This is a genomic window from Bacillus sp. FSL K6-2944, from assembly GCF_038005385.1.
Taxonomy (GTDB): domain Bacteria; phylum Bacillota; class Bacilli; order Bacillales; family Bacillaceae_G; genus Bacillus_A; species Bacillus_A cereus.
This window is the reverse complement of sequence record NZ_JBBOTE010000001.1, coordinates 1,344,838-1,365,240: the sequence shown is the minus strand read 5'-3', so window position 1 is coordinate 1,365,240 and position 20,403 is coordinate 1,344,838. Positions and strand designations below refer to the sequence as shown.

Sequence of the window (20,403 nt, the reverse complement as noted above, 5' to 3'; positions counted from 1 at the left end):
AAACAACAGCATTTATTAATTAGCTGACAACCTTTTTTATGACTTATAAATACTGATTCAATAATCTTCTCAAATACACTTCATTTTGCGGTGATACTTTTTCAGAAAATCTAGCTGCAATAATAATAGGAGCCCATTGAAAAACTTCATCTCTTGATATGCCGGTACGACTGCAATATATATGTAAATACATCTCAGCTAATTCTACCGAAGATTGTGAGTACAACAAATATGTTCGAAATACATCTGCGCGAATATCACCTGAACTAGCATCTACCCAATCTATAACTTTCACTTTCTCTTCCTTACTCAAAATCAAATTAAATGGATGAAAATCTCCATGACATAGCCTAAAATCAAATGTAATAAAATCTAATTTTTGTAATATATCCTTCTTTTTGCGTTCATCCAATTTATGCACAGATTTAATTTGACGCTCTAACCTTTCCCTCATTAACTCCATTTCATCTGTATTTACATGTATAGCATGGATCTTTTTTTGCTCATTCACACAAAGGCTGATATAACGCTCTGCCTCATTTAAATTATTAAGCAGAAGATCACCAATGTTGTCCCCTTTTACATGTTCCATAATAATTGCCTGTCTATTTTGTATCTTTTTCACTTCAAATACGTTTGGAACTGGCAACCCACATGAATACGCATATTTTTGTTTTTTTGCTTCATTCATAGACTCTGTATCTGGGAGGTAATCTTTAAATAATTTTACAACCTTATCATCAGTTAAATAAATTTCTGCTGTATTCCCTTTTGCAATTGGATTACCTAAAACCACTTTATTTCCCCTCTTAACATAAATTAGAATAACACCTTATACTTCTCTTTAAATTCACTATAATCCTAGCTAAAACCTTCTTCACGAATATACAAAAAACTTACCGCTTTCCATCCTTAAATAGAAAGCGGTAAGTTTAATTGTTTAGGAATATCCGAATGGAACTCTGATGTATGCACAATTGAAAATGTATATCCTTGCTCAATAAATGATACTTCATTACGTTTACATTCAAATGATACACTATTTTTCTTAAAGTTATTTTGGATTCGCTGTAAAAATGCGACGTCTGGTGTTCCGAAAGAAACGTATACTTTCGGTGATAGAGCTTTCATCGCAATTGGAATCCAAGGTCGCTGCCACCAAGTCACGACGATATATGCAGTGCCACCTATAACAAAGTTAAAAATATCCCCATCTTCCATCGTTTTCATATTTAGATTTGATTTTAACCATTCCGTAAAAACAGGTACACTCTTAACGGGAAGACCGATTTCCCTTACGTATAAAATGTTTAAAGGTGAATATGGTACTAATACATCTTCTTTAACATAACTATGCGCAATAATTTCGAGTAGATTTCCATCTCGGTCTTTAAAGTATAAATTGAATAGACCATTCTCTTCACCAATTACATTTCCATTTTGCCATTTCACAATGAGTAATCCAGAGTCGTTTAACCACCTTGCTGTTTCATGGAATTTTGAATATGGGATTTCAAAAGCAAAATGCGCAGGTGCGATTGGTTCATACACTTCTTGAAAACTAATTGTTGTATAAGGTGTTACTTCAAATTGAATGAAGGATGCTGTTTCTTTTTTTATTGGAAAAGATAATATGTTCTTATAAACTTGTTTTACCCCTTCTATGGAAACCGTCTGTAGTTTTATATCTGATATATGTGTAATCACTTTACATTCCCCCTCATTTCTTATTATCTATTCGTATTGTATTACACTTATAAATAGATAAAATCAAACGGAAGGATGGATTTTTCATATAGAAACTACAACTTTAGTATGAATATGTTAGCTCCAATTATTTTTTATTTCCGCTATAACAATTTCCGGTTTATCCCAGTGCAACATGTGGGTAGTATCAGGAATTACTTTTACTATACTGTCCGTTTTCTCTTTAAAAACATTTGCTGTCTTATCTCTATAATCCGCCCAAACTTGTGGGACTGTAGCTCGAAGTAATACAATATTAGCCGGTAGCTTCTCATATATATCTATTGTTTCATCTTTATGCATACCTCTTATTATATTACTAGCTGTATTCCCCCTGGCATGCCACCATACTTTATTATCCATTTCGATCCCTAGATCCTTTACAGCAACTTCTAACAATGAAGACCACCTAGTATAAGCTTCTTTTTCACTTTTGAAAAATTCGTCCCAATTATTAAAAACGTATTCATCAAAGTCCTTTTCATAATAAGCAATTTCTTCTTCCAACGTTTCTTCTCGAAGCCTTTTTGTTTGATATCCACCATCAATAAGAATACTTCCTTGTACTTTTTCTGGATGATTTAACAAATAAAATAACGCTACAAAACTTCCCCATGAATGTGATAGAAAATAGAAGTATTCGATTCTCAATTCATTTATTATTTCATTTAACCAATTTGCTAAATTGTGCATCTCATAATCTTCTGTTCTTTCAAATGGGGGTGTTTTACCATGTCCAGGTGCATCAACGGAGATAAATCTATACTCTTCTTTTAATTCCTCAGCAATTTCTATAAAACTTAAACTCGTACTACCTAATCCATGTAAACAAAAGATAACGGGCTTGTCATTATTCCCCCATTCAGTAATATGTACATTTATTTTTTCATTGCTAATATAGTAACGTTTCAAAACATTTATCCTCCATATTTTGATTTTTTAATTTACATTTTATTTATTTCTATTATTTTCAAGTATTTCCTGTATTCTTTTCCACACAAAAAGCTGCTTTTCTTTAAATGAAAAGCAACTTTTACACTAAAATACATTATAATTTAACAGCAATAATCATAAATCTTTTTGAATTCGTACGAATCCCTTTTTCAGAACTATACGTATCAATGAACTTTTGTAAAATAGTAAAATCCTCTTCCTGTTCTCCGAATCTAGGAATAATAGGGGTATGTTTTAATAAGAAAATGAGATCTTCAGACCTACTGTAATAATCAGTAACATCATATTCACGTACTTGCACGAGATCAAATCCTGCACTAATAAGTTCATTCATATAATTTTCTTTTAAAGTACCATCCCGTTCACCTAAGCATTGTCCTCTACCAAATGCTTCTTTCAGGTTTAATTTATCATTCTCACTTACTTGTTGTGTTAAGAAAAAGGCACCCTTTTTCATTACTTTCGCTAACTCAGATGCCAGAAACGGGGCATGACAACTTGAAGCAATATCAAAATGTGCATGTGGAAATGTTAAAGCTTCAGAACCCATTTGAAGAAACTCAACATTTTGTACACCTGATTTTTTCAAGTTAGAATGTGCCGTTGCAATCATGCCGTTAGAATTATCAATTCCAATCAACAATTTAGCTGATGATGCTATGTTAAGTACATTTTCTCCTCCGCCTGTACCAACATCAAGTAAAATATGTGATGGTTTACACCTTTCTTTTACCTCACTATAAAAGTCCCATGTATCTCCTACAGTTTCACATTTTATTTTGCTAAAATCCCATCCATTTAATCTTCCTACTTTATTATAGAAGCTTTTATACTCTAATTCGTTCATCTTATTACTTCCCCTTTGTAAAAATAAATTAAATATGTATAATAACCTACGACACTCCTTAATTATATATTATAAAATACAAATTATTAAAACAACATTTCCCTTCACACTACAATAAGTTTACATAACATTTTTATGGTTTATCTTTATCTATATATTCTAAATGCCCTCTTCCCCAACTACACATACTATCCAAAACAGTACTGACTGTTTTTCCATGTTCAGTTAAGCTATATTCTACTTTAGGTGGTATTTCTTGATAAATTTCGCGTTTTATTAGTTGATCTTGCTCTAATTCACGTAATTGCTTCGCTAACGTCCCTTGAGATATATCTGGTATTAATCTCTTTAATTCACCAAAACGTTTCATTCCATCTGTTAGCAAAATAAACAAAATGAGTGGCTTCCATTTCCCACCGATTATTTGTAATGTTGCTATTACCCCTTTTAACTTCGGTTCTTGTAAATCCATTTTTCTCACCTCTCCTCAGATATCATAAAGTGAAACTTTAATCAGTGGGGGTTTTGTTCATCCCACACTGATTATTAGTTGAACCAATCGGGCTTTTACGGGCTATTGATCTCTTACCTAACTTCCTTGCATTTTCCTAACTTTGAGATAATATGAAGCGACCTCCTAGATTATCAAGTCAGGGATTTTAACCCATAATAATGAATGAAAACATTATGAATGGGGTTATACCCTATGATAATAGGAGGCCACTATGGAAAATATAATCTATATTGGGATGGATGTCCACAAGGAAAGTTTTAGCTTATGTGCACTACACGGAACAACTGGGGAAATTGTAAGAGAAGCACGATGTGCTTCAAATGTATCTCTCGTAAAAAAATTCGTTGAGAAACTGAAAACAAAATATGGTGAAGATATAAAAATTAAAGCTGGATATGAGGCTGGTTGTTTAGGGTATTCACTTCATAATCTTCTTGAACAAAATGGAATTGATTGTGATATTTTAGCTCCCACAACAATGTACAGTTCATCAAAAAATAAAATGGTTAAAAATGATAAATTCGATGCCAAAATGATTGCTCTTAATTTAGCAAATGGCACCTATAAAGAAGTATATGTTCCAGAAGAAGAGGATGTTGCCGTGAAAGAGTATATCCGCATGTTAGGTGATTTTAAAACATCTTTGAAAAAAATAAAACAACAGATAAAAGCATTCCTTTTAAGGCATGGCTATGTGTATGAAGGGAAATCAAGCTGGACAATCGCTTATATGAAATGGTTAAAGAATCTTGATCTACAAGGATTATTCAAAGAAACGTTAGGCGAATACCTATTACAGTATGATGTTCTAGTCGATAAAATTGAGCGGTTCAGTCTGAGATTAGAAGAATTATCTCATCGTGAAAGGTACGAAGAACCAATCGCAAATTTAAGATGCTTAAAAGGTATAGATACAACATCGGCAATGACTGTTCATGTGGAAATTGCAGACTTCACTCGTTTTCCCACGGCTAAAGCATTTATGGCTTATGTAGGATTGACACCAAGCGAAAGCTCAAGTGGAGAAAAAATCAGTCGACGTTCGATTACAAAACAAGGAAATTCGACCGTTAGGTCTACTCTTGTAGAATGTGCAAATGCGTTGGTAAAAGGAACAATCGGATTAAAATCGAAGCGAGTGAAAGCAAGACAAAAAGGGCAACGAAGCGAAGTGATTGCTTATGCGGATCAGGCTGTAGAAAGGTTACAAAGAAAATATTATCGCATGATATATCAAGGGAAACCTAGAAATGTTGCCGTTACAGCTATCGCAAGAGAACTGGGGTGTTTTATATGGGGATTAGAAACAGGTAAAATTCACCGAAAATAAAGAGGGAAGGATATGAAGTTGATTGATTCATTCATAGTTAGAAACCAAAGGTATCAATTGATGGCATAGATGAGCTTCAGAGATAGTGAATTACAGGTCTGGCTATCTATGACTCACCTCTTCTGGCATGGCTGAAATTCTGATAAACAAGCTATTTATTAGAATTTGAAAAGGTGTGATCCACGCAGTGAGATTATAAGAGCCTAACGACGAACCATTAACCTGAGGTAACCAATCCACGAATAACAGAGTGGTTAACTGTCGATAGATCTTATTTCTGAAGCTTTTGTATGCCATCAAGAAAAATATTATGGGTGAAAAACTATTGACAAAGGTCACTTCATAACAGGTGAGAGTTTTACTGCCCGTTAATGCCGGATAAACCATATTTAGAAATTTTTCCTATTACTTATCCGCATGTATAGCGATTAGTACGAAATTTGCGACTATGTACATATAAAGTGCGTACTTTTCACTTGCTCCCTTTTAGCGAATAATAAAAGCATAGCACAGTTAGTTATATTCTAAATTTTTTATTAAAGGAGTGGCTAAAATATGTCTATTACTACATTAAAAAATAGCCGTATTGTTATCATTGGCGGGAGTTCTGGTATTGGATTAGCAACAGCAACACAAGCAATTAAACAAGGCGCACATGTTATTATTGCCGGACGCTCGGAAGAAAAATTAAAAGTTGCTCGAGAAGTAATAAATAACAATCATCTTCAAACTTATATATTGGATAATCAAAATAAAGAGCAATTACAAAATTTTTTCAAGATAGTTGGGAACTTTGATCATTTATTCACACCGGGAGCCTCTTACACACTTGGACCGATTACCTCTACAGAGGAAATTGCTGAAAGTAGCTTCATCGGAAAGTTTTGGCCTCAATATTATGCCGTAAAATATGCAATTCCTTTTCTTTCAAACTCTGGATCGATTGTGTTAATGTCTGGTGCATTTAGTCAAAGACCACTTAAAGGCGCTCCTGCTTATGGAGCTTGCAATGGTGCTATTGAAAGTTTAGGGAAGGCTTTAGCTGTGGAATTAGCTCCTATTAGAGTTAATGTGGTTTCTCCTGGAACAATACAAAGAGAAAATGAACAAAATGAAAATAGACTAGTTGCTTACGAAGCTTATAAATCTCTTTCACTTGTACAACGAGCTGGATTTAATGATGAAATTGCACATACTGTCCTATATTTAATGCAAAATAGTTTTACTACGGGTAATGTATTATTTCCTGATGGAGGGTACACATACCATTAAATTATTTAAGAGAAAAGCCCCTTATTCCGGTGGATTTTGTTGCTAATGTAAACATTGCTGAAATTTCCAAAAAGATGGTTGCATTTCTTTATTACCAACAGGTTGGTTTTTAGAAGATTCATTAAAGGAATCCATTATAATCCGCTCATTTTGTACATTTGCAAATTCAATCGTGCTAGTAGTTGACGAATCAAATCAAGAAGTAATTTATCTTGATATTTATGGATAAGTTTATAAAGAAAAAAGACATATAAATAATGCCTTTTTTCTTTATCTTCATTTAACTGGATAACAAACTTCTGTAACCCACTTATTAGGATCCGCTTCCATCGCTAGGCTCACATGGTAAATATTAAACATCGGGCCTGCTAATTTATAACCCTCTGTCTCAATCCATTTTGCCGCAGCCTCATTTACAGCTGTCATCTGTTCATAACTTCCATTAACTGTTATAGAAGCTACATTAGTCGATTCCATATTTTTAAATGTAACGTCTTTTGTATTTTCGTGCTTACCTAGAATACTTAGCTGTATTTCTATATCTACATCATTTTCTTTGTATTCACGATCATGGAAAACCGCAATACTATAACTCGGTTGGGCAATACTAATATTTTTCATTTGAATTTCTTGCATTAATACACTCCATAAATCACCTTCGCAATTATACGATGGAATAATCTTTCTAACACTAGCTACAGTTCTTTCTGGAATTTCTTTTATTGAAACATGATAATTCATCTCAACAACATCCTCTCTCATCGTTTTCATTGAGTCTTCGAGGAGACGTAATTGTTTTTGGAGGTTATTCATGTCTTCTTTAATTTGAGCACTACGATTTAAAAATTGCTCTTTTATGGTATCTATATTATCGCATTCTATTATTTCTTTGATGGTAGCAATATTAAACCCCATAGCTTTTAACGTTTGAATTTGATTTACTTTTTTTAATTGGTCTGCTGAATAAAATCGATATCCACTCTGCTCATCGACTTTTACTGGTTGTAGTAATTCCACTTTATCGTAGTGTCTCAACATTCGTATACTAATGGAAGATAGTTTTGAAAAATCCCCTATTTTAAACATGATTTCCTCCTATAAGTTACATCTACTTTGAAGCTCAACTTTATCTTAAACAATGACATTGTGTGAGGGTCAACTATTTTTAACGATTTAAATAACAATTTAACATGTTATATTTATATAATTAAAAACCTATATTCCTGTTTTTATGACTACTGCAATTGACAATCCATCACTAGTTATTTTTCTCAAGACATTCATAAACCGCCATCATATCTCGTTTATCCAACTCACGTATGCGATTAAAAATTGGTATTTGTCCAACAGCTTCTGTTAATAAGCTTTCATTCACAACATCACTTACTTTTCCAGTTAACCACGTTTGTACATCCACGCCCTCAACAACTTCTTTTAACCCTTCGTCATTAATACCACTTGCATTACAAGTTACACATGGAATTGTTAGTTTAAAGACACCATCATGTAGATTATCTTCGGTTATCACTTTCTTACCTTTACAAAATGGACATGGATTACTCTTTTTAATTTTATTAATTTGGGTAACTAATTTTTTGTATCCAAACGCTTCGTATACATACGTAAGTTTTTTATATTTACCATTTGTGAAATACTTATCTATAATGGTTTCTCTCGTTTCATAAACATTAGGGAAATCACAAACAGTTACTTGATTATTAATACTAATGGATTCGATATTTCCTTTTATTTCGCCCCAGAATGGTAAGACATTTTGTAACACCATTTCATAGTTTGAAAAGCTTGCTTGTTCTAATTCAAACATCTTCAGTGCAACTTGTGCTTTTCTTGGCAATAAAGAAACATCTTCTGTCAATACCATATCGCCACCAACAATAGACTTCAATTTAACAAGTGCCGGTAAATCACCAACTGTTTTCAATACTTTATTAATAGGCTGATTGATTATTTCACGAATATCTACGTTACCAAATTTAAGTGGCTTATGATGATTTAAAACCGTCCCCTCACAAATTGGACATTTCATCATTTTTTTTGAACTCTTAATTTCTTCTTTAATAGGTGCTTTTGAAATAACAATATATCCACCAATAATTGTATTAAATCCTACCCATGTTCTGCGTGTCTTTCCTTTTTTATCATAAAATGATTTTTCAAAATATCCGTACCAAAACGTATGCTTTTCTTCTTCTGACATATCATTATAGCTCTTTGACAAATCATGACCAAGCTCATTTTTTATTTCTTCGAATAGAAATTCTATTTTTTCATGCTGATAAAATTTTAATACCTTCATGATTTCTGGATCGAATAGCCCATCCCAAAATGGAACACTTTTATCTTGAATGGCAATATCTTTATCAAAAACTTCAATTTGAAGACGTCCAGAACAAGATGGACAATGATTGTCCTGTGAATAGAAATCAAAACTTCTCGTATCTTTATTAATTGGATGAGTAGCTACAATATGATTAATTAATCCACCAATCTCATATAAGAAACTATATTGACTATATAAATGTCTTTCAAGATCAATAGCAATAACAGGTGCGATTGTATCAGATTCATATTCACCATAAATTAACCTAGCCATTGATGATAAACTTTTTAAAATACCGCCCTTATAAACATTTTCGGCATTTTTAAAATAGTTAATATGATTTTCTTCTAAATAGTGAACTCCTTTTTTCTGCTTAAGCATTGAAGAGATATTTATTTTCTTTGTGCTATTCACATTACTTTTTTGACGATAGTAATCCTCATGATTAACAACATCCAAATGCTCTACAGATTCATTCTGCCTTTTTCCAAAATCAACTATATAATCAGAGCTTTCTAACATGTAACGATTATGCTCAATCATAATGATAGAAACTGATTCATCTTGCAGAATACCTCTAATACTATCGATAAATTGATTTAAAATATTTTGTGATAAACCTTTTGAAGGCTCATCAAAAATGAATAATGTATGTGGATTTCTAGTGTTTGCAAATAATTCCGAAACTAAATGAACACATTGAAACTCACCTGTCGATAATGTTTGTGTTTTTCTCTCTAATGTTAAATAGCCAAGTCCTAATTTAATTAGTAGGCTCAAACGTTTATAAGCGATATCTTCATTTGGAAGTTCATCAATAATATCCTCAATCGAGCGCTCAAAAATATCATCAATGTCTTCACTATACTTTGTCAGTTTCTTTTTAATATCTAGGAAAGTTGCTACAGTTGATCGACTTGTAATTGATTGATTTCGGTCTTGTCCTACCATAACTAATTTATCTTTTGGATATCGTTTCAAAAAATCTGTAGCTAGACATTCGTTGACAAGTGTAGATTTCCCACATCCTGATTCTCCTGTAACTGTTACAAGCCTGTTTTTAGGAATTTGAAACTCCTCCATTTGGATATTACGGCAATATAAATCATAGAATCTATAAAATTCTGTTGGTATTTCTTTATTTCGATCCCACAGTATTGACTTTGGTCTTGGTGATTCTTCCACAATTTTCCCGCCATATTTTCCGCTACCAGGTCCAAAGAACAATTGCTCATCAGATGTATCTAGTACTGTATCTGAATGATCAATAAGCCAAATTTGATTTTTACACCCTAATCGTTTAATCTCTTCTAAAATTTGTAATAAAGTTTCATGATCAAGTCCAACTGAAATCTCATCAATAATAATTACAGCATTTTCACTTACTGCCATGAATTCGGCCAAATAAAGTCGTGTTAACTCTCCACCTGATAACGTACCCATAATTCGATTTAATGTTAAATAACCAATGTTCATATTAATAATATTTTGCAGTATATGCTGTTTTTCTTCACTAATATTTAACTCTTTTGCTAGTGAAAGAATAGATTCAACACTTAAATCATTAATATTTGAAATTGAATGTGGCTTGGCCAACAAATCAATTTCATGTTGTTCAATTTCTTCACTATAACGTTTTCCCTTACATTTTTTACACTCAACATTTTTTGTAGTACCACGGCCTTTACAACCAGTACACCAGCCTAATTGATTATTAAATGAAAAGACCTCTGGAGAAAGATTAAATACTTCAGCAAGTTTTTCCCGAACCTCTGTAAAAACACCAGTATGAGTACCAATCGTTGAACGCGGATTAGACGAAATCGATGATTTTCCTAGAAAAAGTACTAAAGGCATTTCTTCCATCTTAATGGCACTAAAATTTGTTTCCATAATGTTAGGAAATAAATATTGATATTCAGCCTTTGGTAATAAAGAAACTAATCGTTTTTTTGATTCTTCACCAATTGTTTGGCAAAAAGTTGTTTTACCCGATCCAGATAAACCAGCAATTCCAAACGATTTATTAAACGGTATAGTTGCATCTAATTTATTTATGTTATTAGCAATTAATTGATTTACTTTCATATTAACCTCTATTCTTATTTATTCACAAAAGCAATTTTACAATATAATAATTACATAATGAATATTACCTATTATGCAATTATCCTCTCACTTCATGAATCTTATCCTTGTATATTTCAAACCACTGTTGCCATTCATCTTTAGAAAATTCTTTCTCTTCTCCTTCTAAAACGAAAGAAAAAAGATTTAAACAAATATGCCAACCAGCTACATCTCTCGGTGTATGATCTGTTAATTCATGAATGTACTCTTTAAGAAGTAAAAGAGTACCATTTTCCTCATTATGTATTTCAAATCTGACACGGTCTTTATCCCAAGTAAATTCAAGTACTGAGTTTAGTTGACACTCTAAAATATCAATATTTATGAATGAACTGTTTTCTGTTAATACAGACCAAACTTCTTCTGCCGTATATGGAAATTGGCGTTCAAATTTTACAATATATCCATCAGTTAGTTTCCTAATTTCAGCTATCATTTTGATTGTCTCCTTATATAGAATATATGTTCCCATTTCATTTTACACGAATATAAATATAAAATAAATATTTATGTCAACGAAGTGTTAATTTAAAGTGAATGGTGCTGAGAAAAACTTAAATATTTTCTAAATCGAGTTATATAATATTGAAAATTAAATATAGATTTATGTACAAATAAAAAAGCCGCATTTGCGACTTATGAAATCATAGGATTAACTCCTTTTTTGTTGAATGATTAGCGCTTAATCGCATCGACAATTAGCGATGGAAAACCAAGTTTATCGCCTTTATTTCTAGAATCATACCTTTTCGAACGGAAAATAACACCGTCGTTTGCATCCCATTCGTTGTAATAAAACCGACCATTTTCATCACAATATTCAAGTAAAACTACCTCGAATCCAGCAGTTTCAAACATTTTCGTTAATGTTATATAATTATGAACGATTTTATGACTTGCTGCTGGATGATCTTTCGGACCGGGGCCCCCTATTTGAACTATATTTTGATATGCCTCATCCTGAAAGAATGCATCAGGGACTCCGCACCGAATATGACCAGATGGTTTTAAAAATTCATAACAAATTTCAGTTGCTCTTACACCTTCTTCAAAAGTAAGATGTTCCCATACATGCTCAGCTAAAATAGCTGAAATAGAGTTGTATTCAAATCTTCCTTCCCACGTAGCTTTATCTAGTAAGTTAAGTTCATCTTCTTGCGTTTGAATCCAACCTGGATTATTATTAAACACTCCAGCTCCGACAACTACTTTAATTTCGTCTTGTTTTATTGCCACCATGTTCACCTCTTGAATATTTTAATTCATTAACATATTCTATGTTTACTATTATCCTTCCTCCTTCAACAAATTTAGTAACATGAGTCCAGTACAATACCGAACTCATGTCCTAAAAACTCTCTAACGCAACGATCTGTCTAACTCTATAAAATTAGTTCATAATATACGATTTTTCTTATAGAAATATAGCACAGCAAACATTAGCATAATACCAATTACGTAAAAAATTGTTGTTCCACTCCCACCAGTATTAGGAATTACCCAGTTATTCTTCGCATTTTTCACTGTTATTTTTTGTGTCTTTACTGCTTCTGTAATTTCTATTTCTATTGGATCTCTAAGTAACATGTATCCGTTCGGTGCTTTTATTTCTTTAATCGTATACTTTCCAATTGCTAATTGGTTGGAAATCACCTTTCCTTTTTCATCCGTTATTAATCTACTAACTTCTTTCCCTTCTTTATCTAACACTTGAAATACAGCGCCTTTTAGCTTTAATTCACTATCCATATCATCAACTTTTTCAATTTCAAATTGCCCAGTCGGATCTGGCAATTTCTTATTTCCTATTTTAATTTCTACTACTGCATCTTTTTCTATTTTTACAGTTATTTTTTCTTTTAATAATTCGTAACCTTTAGGTGCTTCTACTTCCACTAAGGTATAGTTTCCTTTTGGTAAGTCTTTTGATATTACTTCTCCTTCTTCATTTGTTACTAGTTCTCCAACTATTTTTCCTTTTGAATCTTCTATATGAAACTTTGCCCCTGCTAGTTTTTTATTTTTATCACTTATGTCTACTTTCACAAGCTTCATTTTCCCCATTGGATCTGGCAATTTCTTATTTCCTATTTTAATTTCTACTACTGCATCTTTTTCTATTTTTACAGTTATTTTTTCTTTTAATAATTCGTAACCTTTAGGTGCTTCTACTTCCACTAAGGTATAGTTTCCTTTTGGTAAGTCTTTTGATATTACTTCTCCTTCTTCATTTGTTACTAGTTCTCCAACTATTTTTCCTTTTGAATCTTCTATATGAAACTTTGCCCCTGCTAGCTTTTTATTTTTATCACTTATGTCTACTTTCACTAACTTCATTTTTCCCATTGGATCTGGCAATTTCTTATTTCCTATTTTAATTTCTACTACTGCATCTTTTTCTACTTTTACAGCTATTTTATCTTTTAATAATTCATAGTCTTTTGGCGCTTCTATTTCTACAAGGGTATAGTTTCCTTTTGGTAAGTCTTTTGATATCGCTTCTCCTTCTTCATTTGTTACTAGTTCTCCAACTACTTTTTTATTTGAATCTTCTATATGAAACTTTGCTCCGATCAATTTTTTATTAACATTATTACTATCAACCTTTTTTATTTTTATTTTTCCTGTACTAGGCTTGTTCCAATGTTGCCAGTTAAATTTGAAATTGTGAAATTCAAATCCACCAGTTTGTTGTACCGCACCGACAAATGCTTGTCCATTAATCGAACCGCCTTTTGTTTCTAATACAGCATTGGGGGCAAACACACTACCAACGACACCATATCCCTCTGTTATAATTTTTTTCGCATTTGGAAAAACCCAAATCACTTTCCCATATAGCTCAGTAAACGGGGAATTAGGAGAATATGGTTGTGATGTAGGAACTATATCTGTAGCCCTTCCAATATTGTTCGTGTCATATAGAATAGACCCATTTTTAAATGTAACCTCTGTTGCATCCGAATACATAACAATAAAATCTTTGTCCTTAGCACTCGGTAAAAATACATCTCTTATATCTAAATTAATTTTCCCTGTCAATTCTGATGAAACATAAATATTAGGATTGTTTATATCTTTTCCGATTCCATGACTCATATTTGGAATTGGGGTATTTGTTTTATATTGACCTGCATTTTTACTGACTTGGTTCACTATATTGCGAAATTCATTAAATTTCGCGTCAATTTCTAGTTTTTCTTTATAAACGATACGATCATAAGAGGATTGTATGATGCGATCTGGATCACTCTCTTTTGTCATTACGACTATTCCGTTTTGAATGATAAAAGATTCTTCTCTTGATTTCTTAAATTTTCCAGACAATAACAAGGACGGATATCCCTCATCAACCCATTTTTCACCTACTATATTAGATGTTCCCGCTGCAGCACCTACAATTGTATACCCCGATGCATCCATATCACCTTGAACTGCAATTGCTCCTTCAATGTCGCCACCTATTGCTTTATGGTTACCAAAGACAACAGCATTATAGCGCGATATATCACCTAGACCTTCTAAGTTTGTCGTGGATCCATATACTTCTTTTGGTACATATATGACAAAACTTACACTTAACATTAACAAAACAATAAAATGAATACTTACCAGCTTTAATCGTAGCCTCAATTCCTTTGTTCCCACCTTTACCGTATTTTTTCTATAGTCGAATAAAATGAAATTTTTATTAATGATGATTTACTTCAATCCCCTATATACCTTCTTTACTTATCTCTGAATTTACGGTCCCACTTCCCATTAATGCAGGATAAATACATACATTCTATCGAGTAAACCTTTTCTTATAAATTACGACTAGAAACACACATAACAATAGGAGTGGAACTATTACAGTCCACTTATTAAACATAAATATCTCTGTACTCACTTTTTGTTTTTCTTTCTCGTTTAACTCCACACGCTCACCTCGAACTAGCAATCTATTGGTGTTTACTCCATAAGGCGTACACGTAATTAAAGTTGTATAATCTTTATTTTCTACAATTTGTAGATCTTCCATTTCGTGTGGTAACACTACTTTAATTTGATCTACTTTATAAGCAAGAACTTTGTCTAAAGAATGAATATAAAAAAGATCTCCTTCACTCAACTTATCTAAATCTGTAAATAATTTTGCTGATGGTAAACCACGATGCCCTGTTAAAATAGTGTGCGTATTTTCTCCACCTACCGGGAGCGAAGAAAAATCTAAATGACCTATCCCGCGACTTAATACTTCCTCAGAGGTCCCTTGATAGATTGGCAGTTTTATATTAATTTTCGATATTTCAATATACCCCATTACATCTCCTAAATTTAACGCATCAGCATACGCTTGATGATTACTTTTTTTTTCAGAAAATGGATCTGTAAATATTTTCGCAGAAGTTTGAACTTGTTTATTATATTCGACTGCTTCTTTTTCCCTACGTTCGACATCTTTCTTTTGTAATGCTTTAATCTTCTTATCGTAAGAGCTAATCTCAGAATAATGTGTACGGGTCGCCAACCAATTACTAATAGTAGGATATAAAAAAATACCTAATCCAAATAAGAAAATACCTCCCAAAACAAGATTTCGTTTCATATTTCCACCTCTGTATACGCTTAAATATCGAAAAGAGGAAAGCATTTTGCTTCTCCCCTTTTCATATGGTTACATGTTCCTAAAATCTTAATTTCTAGCAAACTTTTTTCTAAAGAAAACAAATGCCGCTGTAAGCATTAAAGTAAGGCCTATTACAGTAAAAAGAGTCGTTTCTATACCACCCGTTACCGGAAGAATCCATCCACTTTTATTATTTTCAATCGTCAATTTAACCGTTTGATTATTTTCACTAATCTTTACATCAATGGGGTCTTTTAATAATTGATAAGATGCTTTTGTACCATCTTCTTTTGTATATGTTGGTGCTTTCGTTTCAAAAATTTGATAGTCTCCATATGGAATGTTAGACCATTTAATAACACCATTTTCATCTGATACACCTGTTACTTCTTTTCCTGCTACGACAACTATTTTTCCATTATTATCTTTAAGTACAAACTCTGCACCTTTTAATTTATTCTTATTAGCACCATCAATTTTTGTTAACTCAATTATTCCAGTTGTCGGAATAACAACTACGGGTTTAGATTCCTTTTCTCCAATTACATCATTTTTATTTGAAAAATGTATTTTTGCTGTATTGAAAATTTCCGAACCAGATGGTACTCCTTCTTTTACTTGAGATTTAATTTGCAAATGAAATTCGTTTTTACCATCTAATTTTGTGAAATCTTTTACTGTAGCTGTTACTTTTTGACCTTCTATAGCTACCTCTACAATGCTTGCATTTACTTCTGCTCCATCAATTTTCACGATTGGCTTTCCTTGAATCACTAAACGATTATCCAAAGTATCTGTTACCACATATTTTTTATATTCCTTAATGTCTTCTGGAATTAATGTTTTAATATCATAATTATAATTAGTTAACGGATTGATTGGTAACGCTTCCAATTTTCCGTTAATCTTTTTATCAATTGTTGGTTCTTCATAGTTTTTCACTTCTAATTTAACTACTGTACCAGAAGTAATAGTTCCATCTTCATTAATTGTTCCGGAGTTCTTAACTGTTTTGTGCAAGTAGAAAATACAGAGAGTTGCAGCGAAAAGTGCAGAGGCTAGCAGCTCGATTTTTTAAATAGTAATTTTAGTGTTTCCAGAAGACAACGCATTGCGTAAACGATAGCTTTCTCCCGTAAATGCAATAATGTGGGCATGATGGACCAAACGGTCCACCAATGCAGAAGTAAGTCGATTATCACCAAATATACGATTCCATTGACCAAATTCTAAATTCGAAGTAACTATCACACTTTTTTGCTCATAACAGTCGGCAATAATATGGAATAGGAGCTCCGCTCCTTGCTTTTGAAACGGTACATAACCTAGTTCATCTAAAATTAAGAGATCACATGATTCAATTTGTTTTTTTATACGAGTTAGATTCCCTTGTTTTAAAGCTTCTTCTAATATGCCTACTAAATCAGCTACTCGAAAAAACTTTACCTGATATCCTTGTTCACAGGCCTTTAAACCTAAAGCTGTTGCTAAATGTGTTTTTCCGGTTCCAGGAGATCCGAGTAATAAAAGGTTCTGTTTTCCTTCAAAAAATCGCAACTCACTAATATGTTCTTTGCTTGTCGTAGAAGGTAAATGAATTTGTTCACCCCATTCATAATCTTTCAACCACTTTAACTCTCTAAATTTTGCTTTTTTTATTAAAGTTGATACTTTTTTACTTTGTCGAGCTTCAATTTCTAAGTTTAAAATATCCTGTAAGAATTGTTCTTTATTTTCAAATACAACTTCATCATAATGCTCTAGAATAGAACTCAAATGTAATACTTTACAAGCTTCTTGTAGGTTTCTGTGTATCATAGTGAAAATGAACTCCTCTCTAAAGTTGGACAGAGTTTCCGATCGTATTGTTCTAAATCCGTTTCATAATCCACTAAAACAGATGGTGTGTGTTTCTCTTCCCATTTCTGCGGATAAGTTACTTGTTTCGCTTGTAATATGCCATCAAGTTCATAAGGGGTTTTTGATAGCCAATCCTCATTTTCTAAAACAACATGTAATTGTTGTAAAGAATACTTTTTGAGCAATCTTTTTATCCCTACTAAGCGTGATTTACGCTCTTCCGTTTGGAAGAGGAGATAATCCTGAACTCTCATAGGTAAGTATTTAAAATATCTTGAATAACGTACTACACGTGGTTTCTTTTCCCAATCTTCAAAAATTTCTTCCCAAGGAATGGGCCTATTTGTATGCATGTAAGGTCTATATTCTTTAAAGATTACTTCTCCTTCAGAAGTAAAACATGTAAATTGATCCCATTCTTTTTTTATGACAATAACTTGTTTGACATTTGTTTTGCGTAAAACAAATCGTTCTTGATCTACTGTAATTTCTCCATATTTATTTACAGTTGTAGTATCTAGTGAAAAGACCGATAGGTCTTCTAAAGGCAATGGCTTTAATGCATTTTTATCATCATTCCACAACTCCTCTATCATGATTTTCTTATCATAATGCGGTCGTTTTTGATCCTCTAATGCTTGTACTTCTAGCCACTGTGCAAGTTGTGAAAAACTTTCCATAACCGGTGAAGTTGTAAACCAATTATTACGTGTATAACTAACTTTACGCTCAACATTACCTTTTTCATGCCCGCTATAAGGGTTACATGGTTGTGTTTCAAAGTTATAATGCATTTGAAATTGTAAAAACGCTTCTGTATAAATACGATTTTCACCTTTTCCTATGGTGATTACAGCGGCGGATAGATTATCAATCCTAAGATGTGTTGGTACACCACCTGCTTGATGGAATAGCTGTTTTAAGCCTTCTAAAAAGCATTCCTTATTTTCAGCTGGTAATGGATAAGCAAATGCTGTATTGCTATGGGGAAAGCTTAACAATAGTACTTTAATATCTTTATATGCTCCATCTTTGACAACTGTCATATTTCCAAAATCAACTTGTGCTTCTCCAGGAGGATGTTCTAATCGTTCGTAACGTTTTTCTTTTGCTGTTTTTATCTGTGGTCTTCGATGTTGGATATAATCACATACGGTTCGATACGAACCTTGAAACTTATATTCTGTTTTTAATTGATTAAATATCTTTTTACTTGTTCTTCGTTCCTTACGGCGAAGCTTACTATCTTCCTCTAACCATAAATCTACAATTTCACCAAACTCACTATCATACATCATTCCTGTTTTTGTACAAACTGGACCAGTATCCGAAGGATACACTTCTTCATCAGCATACTTTTTGACAGTTCTCCAATTCTTTCCTAGTTTTCTTGCAATTTCAGAAATACTTAAATCATCATTTTCTCTTAAATGTTTGATATAATGAATTTCAGGCATTGTTAGCATCCTTTCTAGTCCTCCTGTTTCGTGTGGTAACGAAAACAGTAAGGGATTTATTAAGAGCTGACAAGCCTTTTTTTATGCACTTTATCTATGTACAAAATCGTTGCTCGACTCTGTACTTTTATTTTGCACTAAACAGTTCTTAACAAAAAACTCACGTTTAGTTGGATCTATTACATAGCCTTTCGGAGCTTTTGTTTCTTGGAAATAGTATTCTCCATACACCAATCCTTGCACGCGAATATGACCATTAGCATCTGTTACTAACTCTTTTTTCACTTCTGTACCGTCTTTTTTAAATAAAGAGAATACTGCACCTGCTAATGCTTTTTCATTTACACCAGTTTTTATTAAATCCACTGCACCACGTTTAATCTCATTTTTGGGATACATGTGAACATCATAGTTTAGCACCTTACCCTCTTTATTTGTTAATGGAATATCCACTGTATACGTATTGGGATTTAGATTAACATGTGGAGGTCCTGCCACTTCTTTCACCTCATAACGTCCTAGTGGAAGATCTTTTAATACAGCTTGTCCGTTATCATCTGTTACTACTTGATTTGGAGTGGCTCCCATTACAGGTTTCACGTCTTCTTTTACGATTTTCCCATCGTTTGAAATTTTTTCAAAAGAAGCAACCCTTTTTACTTCAAACGTTACACCTTTTAATGGTTTCACATCCTTTGGCACCTCTTGATTTGCAGAACCGTCACCTTCTAGTCCCTGCGCTCCATCTTTTTCTTGTTCATACTTATGAATCGTTAAAGTACCTTTAGATGGTGAATCTGCCTTTACTAATACACTAGACCATGTAGAAAATGTTAAGAATAACACTAAAAGCACACTAAATATTTTTTTCATTTCTCTTATCCCCTTTACTACTTCTATCATTTTAAAAATTTCTTTATTACTATTACCTTCTTAAAAGCAATAGTGTGCCAAGTATCAGATTTAAACGAATAACATAAAACATAGTCGTCCAACAATCCATTGTTTACAATCACTTATTCACTTTTCTTATCTTCTATTATTACGTTGTCTCTCCACATGATATATGTAATTTTCTCCCCTAAATTACACGTATATCCCTATTTCAAGAATCATTACATTTGTTACACAATAGCTTTCACCGCTAATTTCGACTATTCACTTACTGTCAATCTATTCATTTCTCACTTCCTATCCCTATTTAAAATCCAATCTTAATCATTTTTTAATACATATAAGTAATAACCAACAAATAAGTGTGACGATTCATATTTTACGTTACTGTCCAAAACTATTACCTGTATATTCAAATAATACGTGCTATTCATGTTAAATTATGG

General features: G+C 32.6%; 15 protein-coding genes and 2 pseudogenes. 2 read left to right on the top strand and 15 right to left on the bottom strand.

Annotated features, from left to right (window positions below; genetic code table 11):
• Positions 1-43: 43 nt before the first annotated feature.
• The 5 genes from MHH55_RS06885 to MHH55_RS06865 form a co-directional block, all read right to left on the bottom strand.
• Positions 44-796, bottom strand: a complete 753-nt coding sequence (locus tag MHH55_RS06885; RefSeq protein WP_071730565.1) for an aminoglycoside phosphotransferase family protein — start codon at positions 794-796, stop codon at positions 44-46.
• 116 nt (positions 797-912) lie between these two features.
• Positions 913-1,707: a VOC family protein gene (locus MHH55_RS06880; RefSeq protein ID WP_078187931.1), complete on the bottom strand. Its 795-nt coding sequence runs from the start codon at positions 1,705-1,707 to the stop codon at positions 913-915.
• Between the two features lie 117 nt (positions 1,708-1,824).
• On the bottom strand, positions 1,825-2,658 hold the full coding sequence (locus tag MHH55_RS06875) for an alpha/beta fold hydrolase (RefSeq protein ID WP_078187929.1): 834 nt from the start codon (positions 2,656-2,658) through the stop codon (positions 1,825-1,827).
• A 136-nt stretch (positions 2,659-2,794) separates the two neighbouring features.
• Positions 2,795-3,547: a class I SAM-dependent methyltransferase gene (locus tag MHH55_RS06870; protein ID WP_001003886.1), complete on the bottom strand. Its 753-nt coding sequence runs from the start codon at positions 3,545-3,547 to the stop codon at positions 2,795-2,797.
• A 133-nt stretch (positions 3,548-3,680) separates the two neighbouring features.
• Positions 3,681-4,019 (bottom strand): winged helix-turn-helix transcriptional regulator, encoded by a 339-nt coding sequence (locus MHH55_RS06865; protein ID WP_000365520.1) that lies wholly within the window; start codon positions 4,017-4,019, stop codon positions 3,681-3,683.
• A gap of 253 nt (positions 4,020-4,272) precedes the next feature.
• Between MHH55_RS06865 and MHH55_RS06860 the strand changes: the two genes are divergently transcribed.
• Complete coding sequence (locus tag MHH55_RS06860) at positions 4,273-5,391, top strand: IS110 family transposase (RefSeq protein ID WP_340880263.1); 1,119 nt, start codon at positions 4,273-4,275, stop codon at positions 5,389-5,391.
• A gap of 555 nt (positions 5,392-5,946) precedes the next feature.
• Complete coding sequence (locus MHH55_RS06855; RefSeq protein ID WP_000029108.1) at positions 5,947-6,663, top strand: SDR family oxidoreductase; 717 nt, start codon at positions 5,947-5,949, stop codon at positions 6,661-6,663.
• 276 nt (positions 6,664-6,939) lie between these two features.
• Here the strand turns inward: MHH55_RS06855 and MHH55_RS06850 are convergent, their stop codons facing one another.
• The 10 genes and pseudogenes from MHH55_RS06850 to MHH55_RS06805 form a co-directional block, all read right to left on the bottom strand.
• Positions 6,940-7,749, bottom strand: coding sequence for a MerR family transcriptional regulator (locus MHH55_RS06850; protein WP_078188097.1), 810 nt, complete (start codon positions 7,747-7,749; stop codon positions 6,940-6,942).
• A gap of 172 nt (positions 7,750-7,921) precedes the next feature.
• Positions 7,922-11,092 (bottom strand): excinuclease ABC subunit UvrA, encoded by a 3,171-nt coding sequence (locus MHH55_RS06845; RefSeq protein ID WP_000867747.1) that lies wholly within the window; start codon positions 11,090-11,092, stop codon positions 7,922-7,924.
• A gap of 79 nt (positions 11,093-11,171) precedes the next feature.
• Positions 11,172-11,570: an activator of Hsp90 ATPase 1 family protein gene (locus tag MHH55_RS06840; protein WP_078187697.1), complete on the bottom strand. Its 399-nt coding sequence runs from the start codon at positions 11,568-11,570 to the stop codon at positions 11,172-11,174.
• A gap of 239 nt (positions 11,571-11,809) precedes the next feature.
• Complete coding sequence (locus MHH55_RS06835; RefSeq protein ID WP_000225733.1) at positions 11,810-12,373, bottom strand: class I SAM-dependent methyltransferase; 564 nt, start codon at positions 12,371-12,373, stop codon at positions 11,810-11,812.
• Positions 12,374-12,529: 156 nt separating this feature from the next.
• Positions 12,530-14,767, bottom strand: coding sequence for an MSCRAMM family protein (locus MHH55_RS06830; RefSeq protein WP_086408042.1), 2,238 nt, complete (start codon positions 14,765-14,767; stop codon positions 12,530-12,532).
• 154 nt (positions 14,768-14,921) lie between these two features.
• Positions 14,922-15,725 carry a class C sortase gene (locus MHH55_RS06825; RefSeq protein WP_078187698.1) on the bottom strand — a complete coding sequence of 268 codons (804 nt, stop codon included), beginning with the start codon at positions 15,723-15,725 and terminating at the stop codon, positions 14,922-14,924.
• An 87-nt stretch (positions 15,726-15,812) separates the two neighbouring features.
• A pseudogene (locus tag MHH55_RS06820) lies at positions 15,813-16,754 on the bottom strand (isopeptide-forming domain-containing fimbrial protein); the annotation flags it as partial.
• A 66-nt stretch (positions 16,755-16,820) separates the two neighbouring features.
• The gene (gene istB, locus MHH55_RS06815) at positions 16,821-17,564 is read right to left on the bottom strand and encodes an IS21-like element helper ATPase IstB (RefSeq protein WP_172404313.1); all 744 of its coding nucleotides are present in this window, start codon (positions 17,562-17,564) and stop codon (positions 16,821-16,823) included.
• Positions 17,561-19,072: an IS21 family transposase gene (gene istA, locus MHH55_RS06810; protein ID WP_078188121.1), complete on the bottom strand. Its 1,512-nt coding sequence runs from the start codon at positions 19,070-19,072 to the stop codon at positions 17,561-17,563. Before istA ends, istB begins: the two co-directional genes overlap by 4 nt.
• 135 nt (positions 19,073-19,207) lie before the next feature.
• Positions 19,208-19,936: pseudogene (locus MHH55_RS06805) on the bottom strand (MSCRAMM family protein); the annotation flags it as partial.
• Positions 19,937-20,403 lie beyond the last annotated feature (467 nt).

Excerpts from the sequence above, each read along its gene's own strand:
- MHH55_RS06840 (WP_078187697.1), bottom strand. The coding sequence starts at position 11,570 with ATGATAGCTGAAATTAGGAAACTAACTGATGGATATATTGTAAAATTT.
- MHH55_RS06870 (WP_001003886.1), bottom strand. The coding sequence starts at position 3,547 with ATGAACGAATTAGAGTATAAAAGCTTCTATAATAAAGTAGGAAGATTA.
- MHH55_RS06855 (WP_000029108.1), top strand. The coding sequence starts at position 5,947 with ATGTCTATTACTACATTAAAAAATAGCCGTATTGTTATCATTGGCGGG.
- MHH55_RS06845 (WP_000867747.1), bottom strand. The coding sequence starts at position 11,092 with ATGAAAGTAAATCAATTAATTGCTAATAACATAAATAAATTAGATGCA.
- MHH55_RS06850 (WP_078188097.1), bottom strand. The coding sequence starts at position 7,749 with ATGTTTAAAATAGGGGATTTTTCAAAACTATCTTCCATTAGTATACGA.
- MHH55_RS06860 (WP_340880263.1), top strand. The coding sequence starts at position 4,273 with ATGGAAAATATAATCTATATTGGGATGGATGTCCACAAGGAAAGTTTT.
- MHH55_RS06825 (WP_078187698.1), bottom strand. The coding sequence starts at position 15,725 with ATGAAACGAAATCTTGTTTTGGGAGGTATTTTCTTATTTGGATTAGGT.
- istB (WP_172404313.1), bottom strand. The coding sequence starts at position 17,564 with ATGATACACAGAAACCTACAAGAAGCTTGTAAAGTATTACATTTGAGT.
- MHH55_RS06835 (WP_000225733.1), bottom strand. The coding sequence starts at position 12,373 with ATGGTGGCAATAAAACAAGACGAAATTAAAGTAGTTGTCGGAGCTGGA.
- MHH55_RS06865 (WP_000365520.1), bottom strand. The coding sequence starts at position 4,019 with ATGGATTTACAAGAACCGAAGTTAAAAGGGGTAATAGCAACATTACAA.
- istA (WP_078188121.1), bottom strand. The coding sequence starts at position 19,072 with ATGCTAACAATGCCTGAAATTCATTATATCAAACATTTAAGAGAAAAT.